The 15,740-nt window shown below is 69.2% G+C and carries 8 protein-coding genes and 1 pseudogene; 6 read left to right on the forward strand and 3 right to left on the reverse strand.

The features are described 5' to 3' along the window. Positions 1–47: 47 nt before the first annotated feature. The 5 genes and pseudogenes from ACQ859_RS22990 to ACQ859_RS23010 all read left to right on the forward strand — a co-directional run bounded on the left by ACQ859_RS22990 (position 48) and on the right by ACQ859_RS23010 (position 9,305). Complete coding sequence (locus tag ACQ859_RS22990; protein WP_431262925.1) at positions 48–2,090, forward strand: glycosyl hydrolase family 18 protein; 2,043 nt, start codon at positions 48–50, stop codon at positions 2,088–2,090. Between the two features lie 219 nt (positions 2,091–2,309). Next, on the forward strand, positions 2,310–5,186 hold the full coding sequence (locus ACQ859_RS22995) for an autotransporter-associated beta strand repeat-containing protein (protein WP_431262926.1): 2,877 nt from the start codon (positions 2,310–2,312) through the stop codon (positions 5,184–5,186). 26 nt (positions 5,187–5,212) lie between these two features. Further along, positions 5,213–6,925: pseudogene (locus tag ACQ859_RS23000) on the forward strand (autotransporter-associated beta strand repeat-containing protein); the annotation flags it as partial. Between the two features lie 908 nt (positions 6,926–7,833). Continuing rightward, entirely contained in the window at positions 7,834–8,643 is an 810-nt protein-coding gene (locus tag ACQ859_RS23005; protein WP_431262927.1) for an autotransporter outer membrane beta-barrel domain-containing protein, read from the forward strand. Positions 8,644–8,828: 185 nt separating this feature from the next. Then, positions 8,829–9,305, forward strand: a complete 477-nt coding sequence (locus ACQ859_RS23010; protein ID WP_431262928.1) for a hypothetical protein — start codon at positions 8,829–8,831, stop codon at positions 9,303–9,305. A 48-nt stretch (positions 9,306–9,353) separates the two neighbouring features. On the opposite strand, the gene ACQ859_RS23015 is transcribed toward ACQ859_RS23010, so the two are convergent. The 3 genes from ACQ859_RS23015 to glgX all read right to left on the reverse strand — a co-directional run bounded on the left by ACQ859_RS23015 (position 9,354) and on the right by glgX (position 14,425). Beyond that, positions 9,354–10,556, reverse strand: coding sequence for a cation:proton antiporter (locus tag ACQ859_RS23015; protein ID WP_431262929.1), 1,203 nt, complete (start codon positions 10,554–10,556; stop codon positions 9,354–9,356). Between the two features lie 156 nt (positions 10,557–10,712). Further along, on the reverse strand, positions 10,713–12,236 hold the full coding sequence (gene malQ, locus ACQ859_RS23020) for a 4-alpha-glucanotransferase (protein ID WP_431262930.1): 1,524 nt from the start codon (positions 12,234–12,236) through the stop codon (positions 10,713–10,715). Between the two features lie 29 nt (positions 12,237–12,265). Beyond that, entirely contained in the window at positions 12,266–14,425 is a 2,160-nt protein-coding gene (gene glgX / locus ACQ859_RS23025; protein WP_431262931.1) for a glycogen debranching protein GlgX, read from the reverse strand. A 173-nt stretch (positions 14,426–14,598) separates the two neighbouring features. Here glgX and ACQ859_RS23030 point away from each other — a divergent pair, with 173 nt between their 5' ends. Next, a complete protein-coding gene (locus ACQ859_RS23030; protein ID WP_431262932.1) occupies positions 14,599–15,699 on the forward strand; it encodes an ABC transporter ATP-binding protein in 1,101 nt (366 codons plus the stop codon). The last annotated feature ends 41 nt before the right edge of the window (positions 15,700–15,740 follow it).

Below are 15,740 nucleotides of genomic sequence, written 5' to 3' on the forward strand. Positions count from 1 at the left end.
CACCAAGAACCTCCCCACCACCACCCTTTGACCCACAGGAGTTCGACATGAAGAGACAGATGGTCCGCCTCGGCGGAATCGCCCTGGCAGCAGCAATGGCCGCGGGCACCGCGCACGCCTACGACTGCACCAACGTGCCCGAGTGGTCGGCGTCCGCCACCTACACCGGCACCTCCAACAGCTTCGCCAAGCAGGGCAACATCGCCTACCAGGCCAAGTGGTGGACGCAGAACGAAGCGCCCTCCACCCACTCCGGCCAGTGGGACGTGTGGAAGTCGCTGGGCGCCTGCACCGGCGGCGGCACCGACACCACGCCGCCCACCGTGCCTTCGGGCCTCACCGCCAGCGGCAGCACCAGCAGCAGCATCTCGCTGAGCTGGGGCGCCTCGACCGACGCCGGCAGCGGCGTCAACAACTACGAGCTGCTGCGCGGCGGCTCGCTGATCGCCTCGCCCACCGCCACCAGCTACACGGACTCCGGCCTGTCGGCGGGCACGTCCTACAGCTACCAGGTCCGCGCCAAGGACAAGGCGGGCAACGTCTCCGGCCTGAGCAGCACGCTGCTGACCAGCACGGCCAGCAACGGCACCTGCGCCTCGGCGCCGGCCACGCCGTCCGGCCTGACCTCGCCGTCCAAGAGCGCCACCAGCGTCAACCTGGCCTGGAACGCCGTCGCCGCCGGCCCGAACTGCACGGTGCAGTACCGCGTCAACCAAGGCTCGACCCAGGTCGCGCAGGGCGCGGCCACCAGCGCCAGCGTCACCAACCTGACAGCCAACACGAACTACACGTTCACGGTCTCGGCCTTCAACCAGGCCGGCACCTCGCAGCCGTCGGCGCCGATCACGGTCAAGACCGACACGCAGACCGCCGGCGACAAGGTGCTGCTGGGCTACTTCGCGCAGTGGGGCATCTACGGCCGCAACTACCATGTGAAGAACATCGACACCAGCGGCTCGGCGGCCAACCTGACGCACATCAACTATGCGTTCGGCAACGTCCGCAACAACGTCTGCGAAGTCGGCAAGATCATCCCGAGCAACGAGTCCACCGGTGAAGGCGGCGACGCCTTCGCCGACTACGGCAAGTCCTACGGCGCCGACCTGAGCGTCGACGGCGTGGCCGACACCTGGGACCAGCCGCTGCGCGGCAGCTGGAACCAGCTGAAGAAGCTCAAGGCCAAGTACCCGAAGATCAAGGTGCTGATCTCGCTGGGCGGCTGGACCTGGTCGCGCGGCTTCTCGAGCGCCGCGCGTCCGGAGAACCGGGTGAACTTCGTCAAGAGCTGCGTGGACGCCTACATCAAGGGCAACGTGCCGGTGACGGACGGCGCGGGCGGCACGGGCGCGGCGGCCGGCGTGTTCGACGGCATCGACCTCGACTGGGAGTACCCGAACGCCTGCGGCCTGGCCTGCGGCACGGCCGAGGATCGCGAGAACTTCACCGGCCTGCTGGCCGAGTTCCGCAAGCAGCTCGACGCGGTGCGTCCGGGCCTGCTGCTGTCGATCGCCTCGGGCGCCGGCGTGGACAAGGTGCGGTCGTACGACCCGGACAAGATCCATCCGTACCTGAACTTCATCAACGTGATGACGTACGACTTCCACGGCGGTTGGGACACGATCACCGGGTTCCACTCGGCGCTGTACGCGCCGGCCAACGATCCGTCGACGGGTGACGTGAAGAAGTACAACACCAACGACGCGATGCAGGCCTTCCTGGACAAGGGTGTCCCGGCCTCGAAGCTGAACGTCGGCATCGGCTTCTACGGCCGCGGCTGGACCAACGTCCCCAACGTCAACAACGGCCTGTACCAGAGCGGCACCCCCGCTCCGGGCACCTACGAGGCGGGCAACGAGGACTACAAGGTCCTGAAGAACCTGCAGGGCTACACCAGCCGGGTCGACGACGTCAGCAAGGCGCAGTGGATCTACAACGGCTCGACCTTCTGGAGCTTCGACACGCCGGCCACGATCGCCATCAAGATGGCCTACGTGAAGTCCAAGGGCTTCGGCGGCGCGTTCTTCTGGGAGTTCTCGGGCGACGATCCGACGGCGTCGCTGTCCAAGGCGATGGGCGCCGGCCTGAAGTAACCGGGGCAGGCGCACCCGCCCCACCGAGCCGGAAGCATTCCGGCTCGTTCAAGGCCTCGCGATGTTCGCGAGGCCTTTTTCGTTGTCATCGCGTGACTGCCACCGGCACCGCCGAGCCTGGGAAGTCACCGCACACGTGAAGGTGTCGACAGATCCATCAATGGAACTCCCCGGAATAGCAAGCCTTAGGGAATCGATGCGCACTTTTGACATCGATGAATGATCGCCACCGATCGCTCCGGCTTCGACGATGCGCCCCTTCGTTCATTCTGGAGTTCCGACATGCCTGCCGCCACCTGCCGATTCAAGCGCCGCCCCGCCGTGGAGATCAACGTCACGCAGGTGGCGCTGGCGATCACCGCCCTGGCCGTGTCCCTGGCCGCCGTGGACACCGCCCGTGCCTCGGCGACGGACGGCGTCAAGCCCGGCACCGGTGGTGGCGGCTACACCGCCACAGGCGGCGAGGGTGGCAATGGTGGTGGACAAGGCGGTGCAGCGCGCGCCGGCGCCACGAGGCGTGCCGCGAGCAACGGCGTCGGTGGCAATGGCACTGGTGGTTCCGGGACCACGGCGGTCGGGGGGAACGTCGGTCAAACCATCAATGCGGATCTCACCCTGTCGACGACCCGGCAAGGCGGAAACGGCGTCTCCGGCGCCACCGCTCGCCAGAACGCGGGCGGCAACCCCTTTCACGGCACGCCGGGGGGCGGCGGCGGTGCCGGGGGATTCGTGAACGGCACTCGCCACATCACCGTCGACGCCGGCGTCACGCTGTCCGGCGGCCAGGGCGGCAACGGCGACGCCGGTCGCCCGGGCTGTACCGGCTGCAGCAAGGGTGGCGCTGGCGGCGGAGGTGATGGCATCGTCATGACCGCCGGCGGCACGCTGACCAACCTCGGGCTGATCGTGGGTGGGGCCGGCGGGGCCGGCGCCACAGGTGCCGCGGGATCGGGTTCGACCGGCGGCGGCGGCGGGGGGCATGGCGTGGAGGGCGCGTCCCTCACGATCATCAATGCCGGCGTCATCCGCGGTGGCAACGGCGGGGCCGGCGGCGCCAACGCCGACGCCGGCGAACGCGGGTCCGCGATCCACTGGACGGGCGGCACCAATGCCCTGCGCATCCAGACAGGCGCCGTCATCGACGGCGCCATCTGGGTGGGAAACGGGGCCACGGCCACGATTTCCGCGGACAACCCGATCGGCGCCATGAACAACTGGCTGCTGCTGGACGGCTCGGCGACCATCAGCACTGCCACGCAGCCGATCAGCTACAGCGGCCCCATCACGGGCGCCGGCAGCCTCACGAAGGCCAGTGCCGGGACGCTCGTCCTGTCCGGCACCAACACTTTCAGCGGCGGGCTCAACATCCAGGCAGGAGAAGTCCAGGCGCAGCTCGTCTCGCTGGGCACGGGCGCCATCCGCGACGATGGCACCCTGCGCCTCAACCCGAGCGCCGACGGCACACTCACCCAGGCGCTGACCGGCTCCGGCACCTTGATCAAGGACGGGGCCAGGCAACTCACGCTCAACGGCAATGCCCAACTCGGGGGTACCTTCCAGGTCAACGGCGGCACCCTGGCCGTCGGCGGCAGCGGCACCCTGACGGCCGGCGCCGTCCAGTTGAACAACGCCGGCGCGACGCTGGACCTGTCGGCTTCCGCGCACACCGCCACCATTGCCGACCTCGGTGGTGTCGCCGGCTCCTCCCTGAGGACGGGATCGGGCGCGCTGCTCGTGGGTGATGCATCCAGCCAGAATTTCGCCGGCACGGTCTCGGGCACCGGCAGGTTGACAAAGCAGGGAACCGGTTCGCTGACATTGGCGGGCACCAACACCTACACCGGCGGCACGACCATCAGCACGGGCAGCCTCGTCGGCTCGTCCGGCAGCTTCGGCACCGGTGCGATCGTCGACAACGCCGCGCTGGTCATGAACCAGGCTGCCGCCGGCACGATGGCCAACGCCATCTCCGGCAGCGGTTCCTTGACCAAGCAGGGCACGGGCACCCTGACGCTCGGCGGCGCCAACACCTACGCCGGAGGGACGACGATCAGCGCCGGAACCCTGGCGGGCTCGTCCACCAGCTTCGGCTCCGGTGACATCATCGACAACGCCGCGCTGGTCCTGAACCAGACGGCCTCCGCCACCTTCGGCAACGCCATCTCGGGCAGCGGCTCGCTGACCAAACAGGGCGCGGGCACCCTGACACTGAGCGGCGTCAACACCTACGCCGGCGGCACGACCATCAGCGCCGGCACCGTGGTGGGTTCGTCGACCAGCTTCGGCTCCGGCACCATCGTCGACAACGCTGCGCTGGTCCTGAACCAGACGTCCGACGGCACGATGGCCCACGCCATTGCAGGCAGCGGCACCGTCACCAAGCAGGGCGCCGGCGCACTCACGATGAGCGGTGCCAACACGTATGGAGGCGGCACGACGATCAGCGCCGGGACGCTGATCGGTTCGGCGGGCAGCTTCGGGGTCGGCGCCCTCCGCAATGACGCGGCGCTGATCGTGGATCAGGCCACCGACGCCATGCTGTCCAACATCGTCTCCGGCAGCGGCACACTCACCAAGCGAGGCAGCGGAATGCTGACCTTGGGCGATGCCAACACCTACGTCGGCGACACGACGATCAGCGAAGGCGCCTTGAGGGGATCAGCTGCGAGCTTCGGCAGCGGCGCCATCCACGACAACGCCGCACTGATCGTCAACCAGACGACGGATGCCGCGATGTCCAACCGCATCGACGGCACCGGCAGCGTCAGCAAACAGGGAACCGGATCGCTTTCGCTGAGCAGCGCCAACACCTACGTTGGCGGCACCACCGTCGCCGCCGGAACGCTCATCGGTTCGAGCGCGAGTTTCGGCACCGGCGCCATCCGCAACGACGCCACGCTGATCGTGGACCAGGCCACGGATGCCACGCTTGCAAACGCCGTTGCAGGCAACGGCGCCCTCACCAAGCGCGGTGCCGGAGCGCTCACGATGAGCGGCGCCAACAGCTACGCTGGCGGCACGACAATCGCCGCGGGCACCCTGGGGGGTCGGCCACGAGCTTCGGCACCGGCCAGATCCGCAATGATGCGGCCCTGATCCTGGAGCAGGCCGCCGACGCCACCTTGTCCAATGCCATCTCCGGTGCCGGTACCGTCACCAAGCGAGGGGCGGGAGCACTGACGCTCAGCGCAGCCAACACCTATGCCGGCGGAACGAGGATCGAGGCGGGCACGCTGGTCGGTTCGGCCGGCAGCTTCGGCAGCGGCGACATCGTGGACAACGGCCTCCTCCGCTTCAGCCAGGCGAGCGATGCGGAGCTGGACAACACCGTCAGCGGTTCGGGCCGCGTCGAGAAGACCGGCGCCGGCCAGCTGACGCTGCGTCAGGCGCTGGGCAACACCGGGGACCTGTCCGTCCTCGACGGACGCATCGTCGCCAGCGACCAGCAGCACCTGGGTCCGGGCGCCGTCACCGTCAGCGGCCTCGGCCAGATCGCCCTGGGACTGTCCGCCGACACGCCATTGCGCCACATCGGCGGCGACGGCCTCGTGGCCGTGGACCTCGGCGGCACGCAACGCCTGCTGACGATGAGCGCCCCGCCAGCGACCGCCCTCGCCTTCACCGGCACCCTGGACCTGTCCAACGCCAGCCTCGCCCTGTCGGGGCCGGGAAGCGAGTCGCTGTCCGCCGCGACGCTGCGGCTGAGCACCGGCGGCCGGCTCATCGCGGACGGCGACACCGGCTCGATCGGTGGACTCCGATTGAACGGCGGGACGATCCGATTCACGCCGGTCGCCACGGACGATGCCTCGACGCTGCGCCCGCTGCAGCTCAACCGGACATTGGATCTGTCAGGGACGGGCACGATCCAGGTCGACATGGATCTGCACGGCGCGAAGACGGCGGAGTCGATGGGATCGCTGCTGGCGCGCGACGACGGCGTCGCGCAGTTGCTGGCCCGTACCGCACCCGGCGGACAACTGGTCGGCGATGCCGCCGGACTCCGTCTGACGGGGGGCGACGGCCAGACCGTCGGGGCAAGCACCGACGGCGAGATCGTCCAGAACGGTCAACGCGTCGCCACCACGGCAACGCGGTATGGCCTGTCAGCGGGCGCGAACCGCGACGGCCTCTACCTGACCAGCCGGCTGCTCGGGATTTCCGTCCTGGCAGATCACGAATTGATGCTCGCCGCGCCGGGCGGCGCGACCGGTGCCGCACGCGACCTGTCGGTCCCGATCGGTGGAGCCGGTGGGATCGCCATCGACGCCGGCGGCCAAGGGACGATCAGCCTGTCCAGCCAGGACAACGGCTACGCCGGCGGTACACGCATCGTCACCGGGACCTTGGCGCTGGCAGGCGGCAGTCTGCCCCTGGGCAGCGTGGTCGCGTTCGACGGCGCGGGCACCAGCCTGGACCTCGCCGCCGCAGGTCGACCGCAACGGCTTGGCGGGCTCGACGGCGCGCTGTCCTCCAGCACCGTCCAACTGGGTTCGCAAGCGTTGACGCTGGACCTTGCCGGCGATCACGCTTTCGCAGGAACCCTCACCGGCAGCGGCGCGCTGGTGAAGACCGGAACGGGCACGCAGACGCTGACGGGCGCCAACACCTACCGCGGCGGCACGACGATCACCGGCGGCGTCCTGGTGGGCCGCAGCGACAGCCTGGGCAGTGGCGCGATCCGCAACGACGCCACCCTGGTGGTGAATCAGACCGTCGATGGCGAACTGCTCAACGACATGTCCGGCGGCGGCACCGTCATCAAGCAGGGCGATGGCGTCCTGACGCTGAGCGGCGCCAACACGAGCAGCGGCCCGCTGCGCATCGAGGCCGGCACGATCCGCGCCGACCTGGATCGGCTGGGCACCGGCGCGATCGTCAACAACGCCGTGCTCGAGCTCGACGTCCCCCGCGACAGCCTGCTGGACAGCCGTCTGAGCGGCACCGGCCAACTCGTGAAGTCCGGTCCTGGCGACCTGACGCTGGAAGGTTCGCAGAGCCTCGGCCTGCTCAGCGTCCGCACCGGCGGCCTGATCGTCGGTGCTGCGGGGGACGGCAGTGCGCTGCTGCACGGCAACGTGGACATCGCCGCTGGCGCCCGCTTGCAAGGCAACGGCACGATCGAGGGCAGCGCCCATCTGTCCAAGGAGTCGACCTTGCAGCTGAAGTCGGCCAGCGCGGCGCTGCGCATCCAGGGCGATCTCCAGCTGGATCCGGGTGCCCGCGTCCTCGCCGCCGCGGACACCGCCAGCCGCCAGCCGGCGCTGGTGGTCGGCGGCAGGCTGGGCTTGCAAGGCGCGCTGCTCCATGTCGATGCGGCGCATGGCGATTGGGCTCCCGAAACACGCCTCGACCTGCTGCGCGCGGGACAGGTGACGGGGCGCTTTGCTGCGGTGGACACCAACCTGGCCTTCCTGACACCGACGCTCGAGTACGGTTCGCAGGACGTCATCGTGACGATGAAACGCAACCAGACCTCGATCGGGGAACTGGCCCAGACGCCGAATCAGCAGCAGGTCGGCGAGGCGCTGGCGCCGCGTGAGGACAAGGCGCCGGCCGCGGGTCTCATCGTGAAGCTGCCGAACGACGACGTCGCGCCTTCGCTGGAAGCACTGGCCGGCGCCACGCAGGCGACCGCGCTCAACGCGCCCTCGCTCGGCGCGGCCCAGCAGCGCCTGGCATTGGGACGGCACCTGCGCGAGGCGCTCATGCCGCGCGGCGAGCTCGACGATGGAAGCGGCCTTTGGGTCACGGTCTTCCAGCAGCGCAGCACGCTGGCCGCCGAGCAGATGAGTTCGACCCGGGGGACGGCCAGGGCGGGCTGGCCGGCATCGACCTGCTGCGCGGCCGGGACCTCCGCCTCGGCGTGGCCGTCGGTGCCGATCGCCAGTCGCTGGCCACCGATGACCAGGGCCGTGTGGCGGTCCGATCCGCCCTGCTCTCGCTGTACGGCGCCACCCATTGGCATGTCTTCAGCCTGCGCGGCGCGCTGTCCTATGCGCAATCGCGCATCCACACCGAACGGGACATCGTGATCGGCAACCACCGTGCATCGCTGAGCGCCGACGAGCACGCACACCATGCGGAAGCCTTCATCGAAGTCGGCCTGCCTGGTGACCTCCCCTTCGGTCACATCGAGCCCTTCCTTCAGGTGGGTCGTTTCGTCACCCGGACCGGCGGCTTCACGGAGCGCGGCGACGACGCCACCGCCCTGAGCGGCGCAGGCGCGCACGATGCGCGCTCCTTCGGCATGGCCGGCCTGCACTGGCGCACCGACACGCAGTACGGCCTGGGCGCCGGCTGGCGCCTGCAGGGCACGGCCGCCGTCCAGCATGTCGATGGCGCCGCGACGGTGTCCCGGCAGGTCAGCCTGTCCGGGACGGACAGTTTCGGCACCCGTGCCGCCTCCGGTGCCGGCACCGGTGTTCTGGCCGATCTCGGTCTGACCGTGATGCCGCGTCCGCGCCTGTCGCTCTCCGTGCATCTGTCGCACGCAGAAACCGGCGCGAGTCACGACACCGGCTGGCGCGTGCAAGGGCTCTGGCAGTTCTGACCGGTCCGGTCGCGCCCACCGATGCGCGCGTGCCTCGGTGGGCGCTGCTGTCAGCGCCTGGCAGTTGTCCCTCGAATGGCGATTGAATACTGGTTTTCCATCCAGTATTCTCACTCCTCCATTTGCAGAAACACCCGCCCGAAGGAGCCGTCATGCGACGTTACGAAGTCATTCTCGAGAGGATCATGGTCCCGTACCACCAGCACGAACTGGCGCGCATGATCGCGAGCCAGGTGCTGGACGCCCGGCTGGGCGGCCCGGCCGGCGTGGTCGACGCGTTCCAGGCGGCGCAGGCGGTGACCGGTGGCGATCCTCGCTGGCCGGTGCCGGAGTCCGCGTCCCGCGCCGACGTCGCCGCGGTGAAGCGCTGGCGCCGCGCGACGGAAGCGGCGCTCGATGCCATCGAGCAGGGCTTCGCGCATGTGTTCGTGGGCATGTCGGCGCAGGAGATCGAGTTGGCCCGCGCGGACGAGTTCCTCGCCATCGTCCCGCTCGCCACGGAGCTGCCGGACCGGCTGCTGTCCGAGGCCCGCGTCGGGCTGCCCTGGTCGGCGACGGCGGCCGTGGTCGTCAGCGCGGCGGCCCAGGCCGCGATGGTCCCGACGACATCGATGCTGACGCACATGCCGACCTTGGCTCACGCGGCGATGCTGGCCCGGTAACGGACTGGACCGGACCGTCGATGGCCCCCTCGCCCGTGAGGCGCCCGGTCAACTGGCCCGGAACACCAGTTCCTTGATCCGCGCCAGACGCGGCGCGACGACCGGGACCGTCAGCATCGTCGACCCCACCGCCATCAGCAGCAGCGCGGTGAAGGTTTCGCTGGTGATGATCTGTTTGTCGAGCAGCACGTTGGCGAAGATGATCATGATCAGCGCCTTGGTCTGCAGCAGCCATCCGATGATGCCCGCCTCGCCCGGCGCCCATCGCAGGATGCGCCCCGCCAGGTGCGTGCCCAGCAGCTTGCCGCTGACGGAAGCCGCGAGCAGCAGGGCCGCCGCGGCGAAGACAACGCCGCCTTCCAGTCCCCACTTCGTCCGCAGCCCGGTGCTGAGGAAGAAGACCGGCATGATCACCAGCAGCACGTGGTGGCGCAACGCGTCCATCTGCTGCTGGTCGAACCACTCGGCATCCATCACGACGCCGGCCAGGAAGGCGCCGACCATGTAGTGGAGGCCGCACCAGTCCGCGCCGAACGCGATGATCGCCAGCCAGATCAGTCCGACGTACCACCGGTCACGCGCAGGGATGGCGCGCATCAGGCGACGGAACAGGATCGTCGCCACCGCGAAGGCGACCAGGAACAGCACCTGCTTGCCGACACGGGACCAGTCCATCAGGATCACCGCCAGCACGGCCCAGATCAGGATGTCGTCCAGGCTGGCGTAGCGCAGGATGCGCTGGCCGATCGGCTGGCGCAGGATCTCGAGCTTCTCCATCAGCAGGATGAGGATGGGCAACGCGGTCACCGCGCAGGCCATGCCGACACCGACGATGAACTGCCAGGTGTGCGCCTGCGTCCCCATCCATTGCGAGCCCATGCCCAGCAGCACGGCAGCGGCCGCCGCGCCGAAGGCCATCGGCACGCCCAACGCGAGCCCCGCCGTGATGCCGCTCTCCACGCGATGCGCCCAGGCCTTCTTGAGGTCGAGCTCGATGCCGGCGATCCACACGAACAGCATCACCGCCCACCACGCCACGCCGTTGAGCGACTGCACGACCGCGGGGTTGAAGACGAACTGGTAATAGTCGGGAAAGGCCCGGCCGAGCACGCCGGGGCCGAGCAGGATGCCGGTGATGATCTGCACCACCACCAGTGGCGCGACATAGTCAGTGCCGCCCAGCCGCCACACCAGGTAGGGGACGGTGAAGATGATCGCCATGGCGATCAGGAAGATCTCGGTGGTGCTCATCGGCGGCTCCTCTGCGCTGTCCGCCGGCCGGTACGCGATGACGCCCGGCCGATCGTTGACAACGTTGTCTCTCGGGAATCTGATTGTGAGGGGATGGCCCCCACAATCACCGCCCTCGCTTTCCCTAGGCAATCATGAAAGCGGTTTCAGAGGATTTCACTCCGGCAGTCCGGCGCCGGCAATAGGGGCTCTCCCGCTGGTCGCGGCGATCCGTCCGAGCACGCGGCCCGGCTCGGTGCCGACCATGTCCCAGGTGAAGCGCCATTCCCAGTTGCCGCCGAGGGTGCCGGGAATGTTCATGCGATGGGCACTGTCCAGGCCGAGCACGTCCTGCAGCGGATACACCGCGACGTTGGCCACCGAATTGGCGCAGGCCCGGATCATGGCCCAGTGGAGGTCGTCGTCGCCGCAGTCCAGGTAGGCGGCGACGAAGGCGCGCTCGTGGGCGCTGGCCTGGTTCCACCAGCCGCGGACGGTGTCGTTGTCGTGCGTGCCGGTGTAGCAGACGGCGGCGCGCGGCCAGTTGTGGGGCAGGAACTCGTGCGAGCCGTCGCCGCCGAATCCGAACTGCAGGATCTTCATGCCGGGGTAGGCGAGCGCGTCGCGCAGCTCGTGCACGTCGGGCGTGATGAAGCCCAGGTCCTCCGCCACGATGGGCAGCGTGCCCAGCGACTTGGCGATCGCGTCGAACAGCGCCTTGCCCGGACCGGTCTTCCAGACGCCGCGCGTCGCGTCGGGGCTGTCGGCGGGAATCTCGTAGTACGCCGCGAAACCGCGGAAGTGGTCGATGCGGAACACGTCGGCGGAACTCAGCATGCGCTTCACGCGCGCGGTCCACCAGGCGAAGTGCTCGTGGGCCATCTTGTCCCAGCGGTACATGGGATTGCCCCAGCGCTGCCCGGTCGCGGCCATTGCGTCGGGCGGCACGCCGGCGACGACGGTGGGCTGGAAGTGCTCATCGAACTCGTACAGGTCGGGACGGGCCCAGCAGTCGGCGCTGTCGTGCGCGACGAAGATGGGCAGGTCGCCCATGATGTGGACGCCGCGCTCGTTCGCGTAGGCCTTGAGCGCGCCGACCTGCGTGTCGAAGCACCATTGCACGAACTGCCAGAAGGCGACCTCGTCCGCATACTGCTCGCGAGCGGTCACGAGCGCGCGCGGCTCGCGCGCGGACAGGTCGCGCGGCCATTCCCACCAGCCCTGCCCGTCGCGGCGCGAGCGGATCGCCATGAACAGCGCGTAGTCCTGCAGCCAGTCGCGCTGGGACACGCACCAGAGTTCATACGCGGCGCGATCGGTCGCCGCGCCTTTCGTGAAGAAGCCCGCCGCGGCGGCGCGCAGCTGCTGCTCGCGCCACGGCAGCACCCGGGCGTAGTCGACGCGCTTCGCGTCGAAGCCGCCCTCGGGAAGCACCGGCTGCGCGAGCCAGCCCTTTTCCACCAACGGCTCCAGCGCCACCAGCCATGGATTGCCGGCGAAGGCCGACACGCCTTGATAGGGGCTCTCGCCGGGGCCGATCGGCGTGCTCGGCAGCCACTGCCAGACCGACTGGCCGGACGACTGCAGCCAGTCGACGACGCGGTAGGACTCGGGGCCGAAGTCGCCCGCACCGTGGGGGCCGGGCAGCGAGGTGATGTGCAGCAGCACGCCGGATTGGCGCTTGTTCAGGTCGATCGTCATGGTGTCGCTCGAGGGTCGGTATCGAAGTATCAGGGGGAGGAAGGCGCGGCGGCGGAGGCCACGCACAGCAACAGGGAACGCGACGGCGCGACGACCTCCCGCCCGCCCAAGGGCGCGGGGGCGAGCTCGCCGCTGCTGTCGAGCAGCAGGTGCCACGTACCGTCCGCAGGCAGTGCGAAACGCAGCGACGCTGCGCCGGGGTTGGCGATCAGCAGCAGGCGCTCGTGGTCGTCGCACAGCACGGCGGTCAAGGCCGGCACACCGCCGTCGCGCCAGTCCGGTGCGCGCAGTTCGCGGCCGTCCGGATGGAACCAGCGGAGCGTCGCGGGCGTTCCTGCGCCAGCGGCGTCGAGCGCCTCGTCCGTCGCGTCGAACCACCGTGCATGCCGCAGCAAGGGATGCGCCCGGCGAAGCTGCGCGAGTCCAGCGGTGAAGGCGATCAGTGCGTCGTCGGCGTTCGGCCAGTCGAGCCAGCCGATCTCGTTGTCCTGGCAGTACGCGTTGTTGTTGCCGCCCTGCCCGTTGCCGAACTCGTCGCCCGAATAGAGCATCGGCGTGCCCTGCGACAGCAGCAGCGTCGCGAGCATCGCGCGCCGGGCGCGCTCGCGGGCAGCTCGGATGACGGGATCGTCGGTCGGCCCTTCAATACCGAAGTTGCCGCACAGCTCGTTGTCGCGACCGTCGCGGTTGTCCTCGCCGTTGGCGTCGTTGTGCTTGCGGCTGTGGCTGACGAGATCGGCGAGGGTGAAGCCGTCGTGCACTGCCAGGAAGTTGACCGAGGCCAGCGGCGAGCGCTGTGCCGTTGTCCCGGCTGCGCCGCCGGTGCGGAACACATCGCCCGACGCCGCGAAGCGGCGCGCGAAGTCGTCACGGCCGATGGCCGAGCCGTCCGGTCCGTGGCCGAGCCAGAAGCCGCGCGCGGTGTCGCGGAACTTGTCGTTCCACTCCATGAAGCGTCCCGGAAAGCGGCCGAGCTGATAGCCGTCCGGCCCGATGTCCCAGGGCTCGGCGATCAGGTGCACCTGTGACAGCAGCGGGTCCTGCCGAAGCGCGGTGTAGAACGGCGATCCGGGATCGTGCCCGCGCCCGGTGCGCCCCAGGACCGGCGCGAGGTCGAAGCGGAAGCCGTCCACCCCCATCTCGCCGACCCAGAACCGCAGCGAGTCCAGCACCAGCTGCGTCACGCGCGGATGCTCGACGTTGACCGTGTTGCCGCAGGCGGTGAGGTTCTCCATCCGCGCGGGATCGTCGGCCTGCAGGCGGTAGTAGCTCTTCTGGTCGAGCCCCCGCAGCGACAGCGTCGGCCCCCACTCGTTGCCTTCGGGCGTGTGGTTGTAGACGACGTCGAGCACGACCTCGAGCCCGGCCTCGTGCAGCGCCTGGACCATGTCCCGGAACTCGGCCGCGACGGCGGTCGGGTCGTGACGCACGGCGACCGAGGCGAGCCTCGGATCGGGCGCGAAGAAGCCGAGCGTGTTGTAGCCCCAGTAGTTGCGCAGGCCGGTGCCGAAGAGATGCGGCTCGTCGACGGCGAACTGCACCGGCAGCAGCGACAGCGTGGTCACGCCGAGCCGCTTGAAATGCGCGATCGCGGCGGGATGCGCCAGCGCGGCGTAGCTGCCGCGCAGCACCTCCGGGATCCCGGGATGGCGCATCGAAAAGCCCTTCACGTGGACCTCGTACAGCACGACGTCGCGCGATGCATGCCGCGGCGCGCTGGCGCGCGGTCCCGGGCCGGCGAGCGGCGCGGCGACGCGCGCCTTCAGCGCGGTCGGGCCGTTGTCGCGCGCGTCCAGCGCGAAGGGGCCGTCCGGATGACCGAAGGGATAGCCGTGGTCCTCGGGCAGGTTGCGGAACTCGCCGACGATCTCACGGGCGTAGGGATCGAGCAGCAGCTTGCCTGCGTTGAAGCGGTGGCCCTCGCGCGGCGCGTGCGGGCCATGCGCGCGCAGGCCGTAGAGTTGGCCCGCCGTCGCACCGGGAAGGAAGCCGCTCCAGATGCCATCGACCGGGCCGTCCAGCGCATACCGCATCAACTCGACGCTGCCGGCCTCGTCATAGAGGCACAGCTCGACACGCGTCGCATGGGCCGAGAACACCGCGAAGTTGACGCCCCCGTCGCGGACGGAGGCACCCAACGGCTCATGCCGGCCGGCCGCCAGGGCCAAGTCTGGGAAGACGGTCATCATGATCCGAAGTATCTCTCAGGCCGTCAAATGAATGTAGTTTCACTACATCGGGTAATCCCGAATTTGATTGCAAGTCTTTGATTTCACGAGATTCGATCGCCATGCATCGGGTGTAGCCGCGTTGTGAATCGCCAATCAGGCATGTATATTCTCTACAAACAAGGAGACATCCCGTGGCGGACGTGAAGCTGCAAGCCGTGGCCAAGGCCTATGGCGAGACCAAGATCCTGCATGGCATCGACCTGGAGATCCGGGACGGTGAGTTCATGGTCTTCGTCGGACCCTCGGGCTGCGGCAAGTCCACGCTGCTGCGCACGATCGCCGGCCTGGAGGACATCACCGGCGGCGAGCTGCGCATCGGCGGCCGGCTGGTCAACGACGTGCCGCCGGCCGAGCGCGGCATCGCGATGGTGTTCCAGAGCTACGCGCTCTACCCGCACATGAACCTGTACGACAACATGGCGTTCGGGTTGAAGCTGGCGAAGGTGCCCAAGGACGAGATCGACCGCGCGGTGCGCTACGCCGCGCGCATCCTGCACATCGAGCACCTGCTGGAGCGCAAGCCCAAGGACCTGTCCGGCGGCCAGCGCCAGCGCGTGGCGATCGGCCGCGCGATCGTGCGCAAGCCCGAGGTCTTCCTCTTCGACGAGCCGCTGTCCAACCTCGACGCCGCACTGCGCGTGCGCATGCGCTACGAGTTCGCGAAGCTGCACGAGGACCTCAAGACGACGATGGTCTACGTCACGCACGACCAGGTCGAGGCGATGACGCTGGCGGACCGCATCGTCGTGCTGAGCGCCGGGACGATCGAGCAGGTCGGCACGCCGCTGGAGCTCTACGAGCATCCGGACAACCTCTTCGTCGCCGGCTTCATCGGCAGCCCGAAGATGAACTTCATCGAGGCCGAGATCGTGACGGCCGGCGCCGACCATGCCACCGTGCGGTTGGGCGATGGCGCCATGATCCGCACGCGCGTCGACGCCTCGCGTGCGAAGGCCGGCGACAAGGTCACGCTGGGCCTGCGACCGGAACACTTCGAGGTCGGCGGCGACGCCAACCTGATCGCCAGCACCGTCACCTTCGTCGAATCGCTGGGCGGCGTGACGCATGCGTACTGCGCCTACCCCGGCGTCGAGGACGCCCTGACCTGCGAATTCGACGGCAGGACGCGCGTGCGCGCCGGCGACACGCTGCAACTGCATCTGCCGCCGGATCTCTGCTATCTGTTCGACGCCCAGGGCCTGGCATTCAAGCGGCTCGGAGCGGCGGCATGACGCGTCCTTTCACAGCGCCCCTGCCCCGCCCTGCTTCACGG

The sequence above is a fragment of the Roseateles chitinivorans genome, assembly GCF_050632235.1.
GTDB classification, from domain to species: Bacteria; Pseudomonadota; Gammaproteobacteria; order Burkholderiales; family Burkholderiaceae_C; genus Roseateles; species Roseateles chitinivorans_A.